The sequence below is a fragment of the Clostridium sp. MCC328 genome, from assembly GCF_018785465.1.
Lineage (GTDB): Bacteria > Bacillota > Clostridia > Lachnospirales > Lachnospiraceae > Pilosibacter > Pilosibacter fragilis.
Genome location: NZ_WQPW01000006.1, coordinates 1 through 11,200, shown reverse-complemented (window position 1 = coordinate 11,200; position 11,200 = coordinate 1). Strand labels below are relative to the sequence as shown.

The following is an 11,200-nucleotide window of genomic DNA, read 5'->3' as shown; positions in this document are numbered from 1 at the left end:
TTAGCTTGGCTAATTTTTAAACCGTTCTACTGTTTTGTTAGGTTTTGTTCTGAATGTTCTCATTCATGGTCTAAACCAAAAGACCATTTTTATAAGAATTTTCAGGGTTTTACATACTGTTCAGTTTTCAAGGAACTTTGTTTTTGTTGCTCTCTGTTCTTCAGCAGCAACTCGTTCATTCTATCATACCGTTTCCGGTTTGTCAAGAACTTTTTAAAACTTTTTTCGAGCGATTAAGAAGTTTTCTTAATGACTCTTAATAAGTTTTGCCCTGTCGCTCAAGGCGAGTATTATAATAACAAATCCCCACGAAAAAGTCAACACTTTTTTCCAGTTTTTTTAAAGTTTTTTCTTTTGTTTGTGCAATTACAACATATTGCGGTTCATAATTGTTTTGCATACAATATATGCAATTCGGTATTCAAGCCATCATTTGAGCAATTTCAAATTGCTCTTTTACACTATAAAAACAGGGATTGCAGCTTAACGTTTTCTCCTGCTGCAATCCCTATTATCAAACTAACTTGTCCTTTTTAAATATGAATACCATATAAGTCCGCATACTTCTCTTTCATGTAGTCAAGAAATGGCACAACGTCCAATGTTTTTCCTGTCAATCGCTTCAACATTTCTCCCGATGTATAACAGCACCCATACTGCCAGATATGTTCCTTCATCCACTTGTTCAGTCTGTCAAACTCTCCGTGGCGTATCTGCTCATACAAATCCGGAATCTCTGATAACAATGCCTTTCGAATCTGTCCATCATAAATATTTCCCAAAGCATAACTTTGGAAATATCCAATATAGTCTCCAGCCCAATGCATTCCTCCGTTTAATCTACTCCCGTTACAGGACAGACTTTACCAGACCGACTACAAGGTAGGAAAGCATATTGTGGTCATACAGCCACGTCAGCCAGATACTTCCATTGATCTGTTCAATCATGCTCTTTCCGATCTCACTGCCCGAAAACAGGGTAAGGACCAGGGCGCCCACCCATATAAAGATCAATGCTTCCGCGAGTCCCAGAACCGCACCGGCGATCTTGTTAAGCCCATACAGGATCGGCAGCCTGGAGATCAGGTTCAGCCAGACTATGATGATATGAAGGAACGCATAGAATACTATAAACAGCACCGTAAATATGATCACGCGGATCACACGATCTGCAAGGTATTTCCCAACATAGTCCTCAAAGATCTGGACGCCCATTTCCTGATATATTTCTCCGTTGTTATTCTCGATCAGAAGCTTTTTGATCTGGTCCGGGATCTCCAGGCTCTCTATGACCGCGCGTTCCCCGGCTCTTCCCGCGAGACCGGCTGTCTGAGCCATCTCTTCCATCTTCTCATCAAGGCCGCTGGCCTTCAAAGCACTCTCCTTCATCGTTTCGTATACAGCCGTATTATGTTCCAGCCAGGCTGCCGCCTGTGGAATCGCTACACGCGCTGCAAATAGCGTGATGAAAAGGGACATTGCGGAAACTGCTATTTTTATAAAACCTCTGTAATGACCGTAAAGCATCATCCCGATGAGATATACCGCTACAGCCACTTCCAGCCAGCGGCTGGATAGAATCTCCATTATTTCCATTATTACTCCTGTCACATATGTGCATAGTTCTTCCGTAAAACAGACAAAGCCTGGATGATCCAGATACCCCGCCGCGTCTATTACCTGAAAGTCCTCATATGCCCATCATTCCTGTTATATCTGAATTCCTGTAAAATGGCAGATCGCCTTCGCGACACCTGCCTCATTGTTGGTCTTCGTGATATAATCTGCTGCCTCCTTTACGGATTCATGGCCATTTTCCATGGCAACGCCAATTCCAGCCATGCGGATCATGCTGAGGTCATTCTCCCCGTCTCCAAAGCCCATGGTGGACTCTCTGGCGATTCCCAGACGTGCGGCAAGACGGAGCAGCGCTCCGCCCTTATCAGCTCCCTCCGCGTTGATCTCGAGGTTATTCGGGATCGATGAGGACACAAGGATCCCCGGGAGCTTCGAGAGTTCCTCTCTCATCCGCTTTCTGGCATCCATGTCACGGAAGAACATGTTGATCTTCTCCGCGTCCTGTCCCCGCTCTTTTAAGTAAGCGATATTATCGGAAACCGTGTCCCTGGTTCTGCGCACCAGCTCCGCCAGTCCCTCCGATGAGACATATTTATATACATCATTGTAGAACTCCGGCATGGTGTAGCCGATTCCGCCCACATATACATCATACATGATCTCATCCGAACTTGTCCGGGCCATCATCATGATCTTTTCTGCCAGAGCCACCGGGATCCGGCAGGAGTCGATGATCTCGTTTTTCGCAAGGTCTACCACCTGTGCCCCGTTCGTGAGGATCGCATAGTGTACGCCCGGCAGATTCCGAAGCTCATCCGGCAGTCCGCGCATCGTGCGGCCTGTCGCCGGGACGATCTCGATCCCCTGTGCCGCGCATGCGCGGAAAGCGCGCAGGTTCTCCTCCGGGATCCTTTTTTCGTCATCAAGCAGCGTTCCATCCATGTCCGCCGCGATCAGCCTGATCTCCATATCTTTTCTCCTATAAGAAATCTAGCGCACATGCAAAACATTGTTTACAGCGATACTCCGGAATTGAAAATATCTGTTGCAAAAGGGCCGCATGCGCATTCGTCTTGTCTGTGTTCAGCAAACATTAGTTCGTGTATATTGGTGAAAAATTTGCGCACCCACTCATCGCAAAAACAATGAGCTTATGGTGCGCATATATTCAGTTCCTATAAGCATGTCACGGAATTCCTGTGTGCCGTCTGGGCTTGCCCAGAACAGTGCGCAGGGATCCCATCACACTCTTTATCAGTCAAAGAAATCCTTTTCATGAAGGATCAGAAGACCTTCTTTTGTATAAGTCGGAGAGAAAAGTCCCGCGATCTTCTTTCCAAGAGACTTTTTCTCTGCCTTGTCAGCAGCTTCCTCGATCAGATCTACGGCTGCTGCCTTTGTCAGGTGGACTTCATCCTCCTCCATCATCTCGATGCGCTCATAGAGGGCGAGAAGGCTCTTTCCGGTGATGCTGCAATCGATCTCCGTCGCATACTTGCACGCGTACTGGGCGAACTCATCCGGATCCATCTCTTCTTTGTCATCGTAGTCTTCCGGAACAACTTCCTCTTCCGCTGCGGACGCAGTCTCCTCCGGGAGTTCCGGCTCTTCTTCAGTCACTGGCGCCTTTTTCTGAGGTTTCTCCTGCTTTGCGAAGAGTTTTGCCTTCTTCGGCGGTACGTATTCCTCTGGCTCCGGTTCTTCCTCGTCCTCTTCATCTGTTTCCGGCTCGGATGATTCTTCCAGGATGTCCGTTTCCTCTTTCTCGTACTCCGGTTCTTCCTGCAGTGCTTCAGCGTCTTCCTGTTCCGGCTCCTCTTCTGTCTCCTGCTCCGCGTTTACCACATCACGGGCGATCTGTTCCTGCTTTTCTGTGGAGCGCTTCAGCGCAGCTTCCATCTCGGTATCTGCCTCTTTCTGCGCAGACGCGTTCTCATCGCTTCCGATATACTGGAACTTGCTTGCAAGGGATGTATTGTGGGCATGGAGTGCCTCAAGGTTCTCCGGTGTATCGATCAGGACAACGATCATTCCGGAGCGGTCTTTCTCCATCAGATCATCCAGTTCGTTCTGGACAGCATCAGTGAGTCCTGCCGCATGCTGGATGATCAGGTCTTTTCCTGCCAGCATATCGGCTACTGCGCTGATTCCGCGTTTATTTAACTTTTCACTGCTGATCTTTGCAACCGGATTCTTGATGCCGAGCTCACGGTGGATCTCCTTTAAGGAGCTGACAGCCATGGAAAGCCCTTCCTCGTCCGTCTCCGCCTCGATCATCAGGTTGTTGGTATCCAGCATGTCATCCAGGGATTCCAGCTCCAGCTCTCCATCGTCGTCCTCCTCTTCCGGAGCCGGGATGTTGCGGACCTGGTTTCGGCGGGCACGTTCGCGGTCGATCTCCGCCTGCTTCTTCGCACGGCGTTCCTCTTCCTCGCGTCTGGCGGCTTCCCGCTCTTCCTCAGCACGGCGGAGAGCTTCCTCTTCCATCTCTTCCCGCTCTTTTGCGGCGCGGATCGCCAGCTTCTGGCGCTCGATCTCACGCTCTTCCCCGGTCGGGATCGTGTTTTCTTCCTCCTGTACTTCCGGTGCAGCCGCCTGTCCGCCTCTGCGGACCTGGCTTAAGTCAGCGATGGTTCTTGTGGCACCCATGTCATCGTCTTCCTCGACAACAGCAGTCCGTCCCTCTTCCTCAGAGAGTCTGGACATCTCGTCTGCCAGCTTTTTCGCCTGGGCATCCTCATGAATCTGCATGGCAACCTGCTTGGAAGCTTCGGAATCCGGGGTTCCCTCATCATAATCATCCAGCTCTGGGGCATTTCCGCTGTACTCTTCCTCAACAGCGCGCAGCTTTGCCTCGTATTTGTCCCTGTTTTCCACAAGGTCCATCTGGTATTTGTTCAGCGGCGCGTACTGGAGCTTCAGATCCATTGCCTTATCCACATATTTGCCGAGACCAAATAAGAGCATGATGCGGTCACATGTGGCTACACACTTGTCCTCGATCCCGGCTTTGTGGTAGAGGTCAGCCAGTTCGTAGAGCCATTTTTCATCCACCTCGGATGCTGTATACACTTCCAACGCGCGGATCAGCTGATCCACCGGCGCTTTCTTCGCTTTTAAGATCTTGTAGCGGAGCAGATACTGGCGCGGATCATCCTGCGCGAGATCACAAAATTCTCTGTAGTATGCCTCCGCTTCGGCGGTACTTCCGTCCTTTAAGGCGAGATCCGCCAACTTATAGAGCAGGCGCTTTCCTACCGGCGCGCGCTCGAATGCCAGGAGCAGAATATCCTTCGCCTCCTGGTACTCTTCATTTTTCTCATAGATCTGAGCGATCATGGACAGCAGGCTTGCGTTGCGGACACGGTGCCAGTCAATGGTATCTGCGATCTTCATCGCAGTTCCGTAGTCTCCGCGGCTGACCATCTTTTTGATCTGCTCAACTTTAATATTAAACTCGTATTTATCCATTTCTTTCGCATCTCCTGAAACCGCCCAGCTGTCCAGCTGCCGGTTTTATAACTCCACCCGGCCTTCTAACGCCCGAAGAAGTGTGACTTCGTCAATATATTCCAGATCGCCGCCGACCGGAACGCCGCTGGCGATCCTCGTCACTTTGATCCCTGTCGGTTTGATCAGTTTACTTATGTACATTGCGGTCGTCTCACCCTCAAGGCTTGAGTTTGTGGCGATAATGACTTCCTTTACTTCCTCTGTCTGAAGACGCATCATCAACTCTTTTAATTTGATATCTCCCGGGCCGATTCCAAGCATCGGGGAGATCGCGCCGTGAAGCACATGGTACACCCCGTCGAATTTGCCCGTTTTCTCGTACGCCGCCAGATCGCGCGGGTTCTCCACGACCATGATCACGCTGTGGTCCCTCGTCTGACTCCGGCAGATCGGGCAGAGTTCCTGATCCGTCAAGGTAAAGCACTCCTTACAGTAATGAACATTGTGCTTCGCGTCGCGGATCGAGCTGGAGAGACGTTCTACCTGTTCCTCCGGCATGTTGATGATATGGAATGCCAGACGCTGGGCTGTCTTGTTCCCGATTCCCGGAAGTTTCGACAGCTCCTCGATCAATTTTGATATCTGACTGCTGTAGTAATCCATAATTAGAAGGAAAGTCCTCCCAGGTTTCCGAGGCCGCCTGTAAGCTCGGACATCACTGCGCTGGACTCAGCTTCCATCTGGTGGAATGCCTCGTTTGTAGCGGCAACGATAAGGTCCTCAAGCATCTCAACATCATCCGGATCTACTGCCTCCGGGGAGATCTTTACAGCGACAACTTCCTTTTTACCGGATACGGTAACGGATACAGCTCCACCGCCAGCTGTTGCTGTGTACTGCTTCTCCTCAAGCTCTTTTGTCTTCTCTTCCATCTGGCGCTGCATTCTCTGCGCCTGTTTCATAAGATTTGTCATATTGCCCGGCATACCGCCCGGGAAACCGCCACGTCTTGCCATGGTGTAATTCCTCCTGAATATTCATTATTTTCTATGTGGCTGCCTTACAGCCAGTTTTCGCTCCCGTTGGCCGGGAGTAACGGGTCCCTGTTTTCAGCTTTCGACCCGGATATTTTATTATTAATCGCAGCATTCTGCTGCGGCTAATCTTCGATCGTGATATCCATATGGATATTTTCCCTCAGCTCATCATCGCTGATGTAGCGTGTATCCATCCGTTCCCCGCTCTCCCGGACACGGGATTTAAAGTACAGGGATTTTCCGTATTTCTGTTCCACATACCGTTCCAGGTCACCGAGGATGCTCGGACGGCTTCCGATAGCAAAGTTCATCGGATCATTGAATACGATGCAGAGACAGCTGTCTCCCGCCGGTTCCACGACCGTCTCCCGGAAACTGGGGCGGATGGACATGCCCATGTCGCGGACGATCTTACCCCACTCGTTGCGGATCATGTTGAGGTCTTCCAGCTGGGCTTTCGGCAGGGATACGGTTCTCGGCTCATAATTCTTGCCGGAACCTTGCGGGTTCTGCATATTTGCCGGATTCTGTGCGGGCTGCCCTGAGGAGGCTATGTCGTTTCCCGGCGCGCCCGCGCCGTTGTAGACCGGCTGCACGTATGTCTGCGACGGAATCTGCTGCCCGGCATTTATCATGGGATCGCCGCCCATTTCGGCAGTCTGTGCCGGAACATAGCCGCCCTCAGACATTTCCTCCACCATGCGCTCCAGCTTTTCCAGCCGTTCCAGAACAGAATCCATGCTCTGTTCCATCTCCGGCTTTGTGAGCTTTATGAAAGTAAGCTCAATGAGCACACGTTTCTGGTTCGCGAAGCGGATCTGGTTGGACAGTTCCGAGAACACACGGATATACCGCATCAATGTATTCTCGTCTACAAGCGCTGCATCCTCCCGCAGCTGTGTCAGATTATCCTCTGACATATCTAAAAGGTCTTCCGCATCATCCGCTGTCTTTAATAACAGCAGGTTGCGGAGAAACCAGATAAAATCTATTACAAACTGGGACAGTTCCCGGCCCTGGACTACCATCTCCTCAAGTTTCAGGATGCAGTCCTTTGTCCGGTTCTCCCGGATCGCGTGGAACAGATCCCGGAATACGCTGTTGTCCACAGCGCCGAGAACGTCCAGCACATGTTCATAAGTCAATGTCTCACCGAAGTGGAACGCTGCACACTGATCCAGGAGACTCAATGCGTCTCGCATGGAGCCGTCTCCGGCTTTTGCCACATAGCGGAGCGCTTTATCCTCCACCGGCATGTTTTCCGCTTCCGTAAGTTCTTTTAACCGGGCCGTGATCGTGTCCAGCGTGATGCGTCGGAAATCATATCTCTGGCATCTGGAAAGCACCGTGATCGGGATCTTATGAACCTCCGTGGTCGCAAGGATAAAGATCACATAGGACGGCGGTTCCTCAAGAGTCTTTAACAGGGCGTTGAACGCGCCTGTGGACAGCATGTGGACCTCGTCGATGATGTATACACGATATTTTCCTTCCGTCGGCGGGTACTGGACCTGTTCCCGGATCTCACGGATATTCTCAACGCCGTTGTTGGACGCAGCATCGATCTCTACCACATTTAAAGATGTTCCAGCTAAGATCTGCTTACAGCTTGGACATTCCCCACAGGGGCTTCCGTCCACCGGGTGTTCACAGTTTACCGCCCGGGCCAGGATCTTTGCCACCGTCGTTTTACCTGTTCCGCGGGTTCCGCAGAAGAGATAGGCGTGACCGATCCTGCCGGAACCGATCTGATTCTGTAAGGTTTTAACGATATGGTCCTGGCCTTTTACATCCGCGAATACCTGCGGGCGCCATTTCCTGTATAACGCTTGATATGACATTCTCTATCAGTCTCCGAAACTGATTCCGATAAGCTTCGCCTCTTTTACAATATCAGACTGCGGATCCACATATTTCAGTTTTCCGGCAGATTCTGCCAGCGGGATATCCGTGATCACATTGTTTTTTACAACGACCAGCTTGCCGAATTCATTATTTTTGATCATGTCGGCCGCATGTGCGCCGATTCTTGTGGAGAGCACACGGTCATACGGAACCGGAGTGCCACCGCGCTGCATATGGCCCGGAACCGTCACTCGGATCTCCTGGCCTGTCATCTCCTGGATCTTCGCGCCGATCTCATACGCAACGGATTGGTATTTTGTGGCGCGTTCTTCCAGATATTTCTTATATTCTTTCTTTGAAAGGGCTGCCTGCTCTTTTGAGATTGCGCCCTCTGCCACCGCGAGGATCGAGAAGCGGCTTCCATTCTTTGTGCGCTCTTTGATTTTCTTTACGACCTTGTTTAAGTCATACGGGATCTCCGGGATCAGGATGATATCCGCGCCGCCGGCAATTCCCGCATGAAGGGTGAGCCAGCCGACCTTATGTCCCATGACTTCCACGATGAAAACACGTCCATGGGAGGACGCGGTGGTGTGAATGCAGTCGATGGCGTTTGTGGCGATATCCACAGCGCTCTGGAATCCGAAAGTCATGTCCGTTCCCCAGAGGTCGTTATCGATGGTCTTCGGGAGACCGATCACATTGAGTCCTTCCTGACTTAAGAGGTTCGCCGTTTTCTGGCTTCCATTTCCGCCGAGGACCACAAGCGCATCCAGTTTCAATTTATAGTAGGTGTGCTTCATAAGCTCCACCTTGTCGAGTCCGTTCTCGTCCGGCACACGCATCAGCTTGAACGGCTGTCTGGAGGTACCGAGCATCGTTCCGCCTTTTGTGAGGACGCCTGAAAAATCTGACTGTTTCATCATCAGGTAGTTTGCGTACATCAGACCTTTATAGCCGTCTTCAAATCCGATAATTTCCACTTCATCTTTGTAGATCTGGTACAGACCTTTCGCGACTCCGCGCATCGTTGCGTTTAACGCCTGGCAGTCGCCGCCGCTCGTAAGGAATCCAACTCTCTTCATCGTCTTGTCCTTTCTCCGATTTCTTTCAGTCGAAATATGAATGCATGTATCCAAGATAAGATTATAATACAAAGAAAAGAGAGGGGCAAGGAAAAAATCTTTGTACGGAATTTTCAGTTCAGAAAATGTTACTGTACACGGGTAGGAATAACTTGCTGCATCTCTCTTTTCTTACGGTAATATTATGGCCGCTTCAAGTGGATCGGATTCGGGATCTCCGCGTGATTGTTCGCCGAGATCGAATCTCGCATCATTCCGTCGAGCTGGCGGAACTCAGTGCTGGGATCCATATAGCGGACCCAGAGTCCGTAGCCGAACTCATTTTTCTTCTCCGAGTAGCTGATCGGCACACCGGCATAGTAGTCTTTATACAGATCCGTATAAAAATCGACCATGACTTCCCTTAATTCTTTCGGAACATCTTCCAGCTTCCGGGCTATCTGGTTTTTGAGGACCGTCTGCAGATAATTTTCTGTGTAGGACGAGAAGTCGAGAAGATTCTCATCGGTCTCCCCATTCGCAGCTGCCCAGCTGGAAACATTCACAATCTTCGCCAGATAGTCGATGCTGCCGTCCGTATTTAATGTCACTGTTCCGTACTGGCACGGCGGCAGGATCAGGGAATTGCTGACGATCTCCCAGATTCCGTATGTATCTGAATCCATTCCCGGCTCCGTCAAGTGTTTCATGACCTTCTGTGTATGAAGATGGCCGCTGAAGTACACCGGTGTCAGATAACGCTCAAAGAGTTCCAGAACCTCGTCACAGTTTTCGATCACGCATTCTTCCACATAGACACGGCTAAGGCGCTGGAGGTTGTGATGTCCTACAGGGATCACCGTGATTCCCTCGGCGTACGCCTCCTTCAGGCATTCCTCCATCCACTCAAGTGTTTCCTCTTTGATCTCGCCGTAGACTTCGTTTTCCGGCTCGCAAACTGTCGTGTCCAGCATCATGAGCCATGTGGTGTCGTTTAACTCCACCAGGTAACTCAAGGAATCCGGCGCCTCGCTCTTCGCCTCGTTATAGCCGAAGTCCGCATAGATCTCCCAGAATTCTTCCGATGTTACACTCTCCACATCGGTTCTCTGATCCCCGAAGTATTCTCCGGCGTCCGGCTTATTGATATCGTGGTTTCCGGGGATCACATAGACCGGAACTCCCGCTTCTTCGATCTCACGGAGCCTTTCGGCAAATTCCAGGTGGTTTGCCTTTTCACCGTTTAAGCTCAGATCTCCGCTTAAGATCAGGGCGTCAGGGTTGGCTGCGAGGACTTCCGATTTAAACGCCTGCCATAACTGTGGCTGATAGCGGATCACTTTTCCATCATTGCTATTTACGAGACTGTCAAACGCCGCGCCGTAATCCGTCATGGATGGTGACATATAGTGCGTGTCAGAGGCAATAATCAGATGAGTCTCCACCTTTTCACGGTCCACCGGGTCTCCGGGACCTTCCGTCTCCTCCTCAGTCGTTTCTTCTGTCTCGGTCTCAGATTCTGTTTCCGTCTCTGTGGGCGTTTCTGATTCTGTCTCTTCTGTGGCACTCTCTTTCGTCTGATCCGGGGCATGATCCCGCACCGCGGGCAGGACAAAGATCACTCCGGCCAATAAAAAAAGAAGCGCCAGCAATAACAGAAATTTCTTTCTCATTAGCTGTCACCTCTTAAACTTTCCTTTTTTGTCCGCACGTTCTGCTTTGAATACGTCTCATGAACGTTACCCTGGCAGCCAGCTCGGTCCCGGCTCCCTCGCGGCACATGGAAGGTTCTCCTTAATGCTGCTGCATTCCTGCCCTGACATGGTTCAGAGAGTCCCATTGCGCGAGACCAAAACGTCAGCGCCGCTTACCCGGGGCAGCTTCACAAGGAAGTACCCGAGGCAGAACAACACCCCTGCTGTAGCGGATTGCAGGTACAGGGCACCGCTATCTCCCCGGCTGTGCGGACCAGTTAAGTATACATGGATGACAACAATTTGTCAAGTTAGTAAAACTTGTCAACACCATGTTATAAGCATGATACCAACAAGTTTTTATCAAGTCTGAGCATTAAAAAATCCTCTCGTTAAAGCTCTCATTTTTACAAAATCCCCTGATCTATTCCTGACTTTAAATTGTATGTAGTGACATACTCCCACCACTTAGCTCACGCTTGAAGTGGGGGCTTCTCGTTCGATTGCCCCGTTGGGCAAAGCATTCACG

9 protein-coding genes and 1 other RNA gene are annotated in these 11,200 nt (G+C 50.5%); all 10 read right to left on the bottom strand.

All coding sequences use genetic code 11. The features are described 5' to 3' along the window. Positions 1–533: 533 nt before the first annotated feature. The 10 genes from GPK83_RS01055 to ffs all read right to left on the bottom strand — a co-directional run bounded on the left by GPK83_RS01055 (position 534) and on the right by ffs (position 10,944). Positions 534–827: a hypothetical protein gene (locus tag GPK83_RS01055; RefSeq protein WP_242994130.1), complete on the bottom strand. Its 294-nt coding sequence runs from the start codon at positions 825–827 to the stop codon at positions 534–536. Between the two features lie 22 nt (positions 828–849). After that, on the bottom strand, positions 850–1,596 hold the full coding sequence (locus tag GPK83_RS01050) for a CvpA family protein (RefSeq protein WP_252196192.1): 747 nt from the start codon (positions 1,594–1,596) through the stop codon (positions 850–852). A 114-nt stretch (positions 1,597–1,710) separates the two neighbouring features. Further along, positions 1,711–2,547, bottom strand: a complete 837-nt coding sequence (locus GPK83_RS01045; protein ID WP_215703787.1) for an HAD family hydrolase — start codon at positions 2,545–2,547, stop codon at positions 1,711–1,713. A 285-nt stretch (positions 2,548–2,832) separates the two neighbouring features. After that, positions 2,833–5,049, bottom strand: a complete 2,217-nt coding sequence (locus tag GPK83_RS01040) for a tetratricopeptide repeat protein (protein ID WP_215703786.1) — start codon at positions 5,047–5,049, stop codon at positions 2,833–2,835. 45 nt (positions 5,050–5,094) lie between these two features. Further along, the gene (gene recR / locus GPK83_RS01035) at positions 5,095–5,694 is read right to left on the bottom strand and encodes a recombination mediator RecR (protein WP_015554029.1); all 600 of its coding nucleotides are present in this window, start codon (positions 5,692–5,694) and stop codon (positions 5,095–5,097) included. A gap of 2 nt (positions 5,695–5,696) precedes the next feature. Further along, positions 5,697–6,047: a YbaB/EbfC family nucleoid-associated protein gene (locus tag GPK83_RS01030; protein ID WP_021903984.1), complete on the bottom strand. Its 351-nt coding sequence runs from the start codon at positions 6,045–6,047 to the stop codon at positions 5,697–5,699. A 143-nt stretch (positions 6,048–6,190) separates the two neighbouring features. Continuing rightward, positions 6,191–7,909, bottom strand: a complete 1,719-nt coding sequence (dnaX, locus tag GPK83_RS01025) for a DNA polymerase III subunit gamma/tau (RefSeq protein ID WP_215703785.1) — start codon at positions 7,907–7,909, stop codon at positions 6,191–6,193. 6 nt (positions 7,910–7,915) lie between these two features. Further along, positions 7,916–8,998, bottom strand: coding sequence for an ATP-dependent 6-phosphofructokinase (locus tag GPK83_RS01020; RefSeq protein ID WP_117470010.1), 1,083 nt, complete (start codon positions 8,996–8,998; stop codon positions 7,916–7,918). Positions 8,999–9,180: 182 nt separating this feature from the next. Then, positions 9,181–10,650 (bottom strand): metallophosphoesterase, encoded by a 1,470-nt coding sequence (locus GPK83_RS01015; protein WP_215703784.1) that lies wholly within the window; start codon positions 10,648–10,650, stop codon positions 9,181–9,183. A 32-nt stretch (positions 10,651–10,682) separates the two neighbouring features. Beyond that, an RNA gene (ffs, locus tag GPK83_RS01010) (signal recognition particle sRNA large type) lies at positions 10,683–10,944 on the bottom strand. Positions 10,945–11,200: the final 256 nt, after the last annotated feature.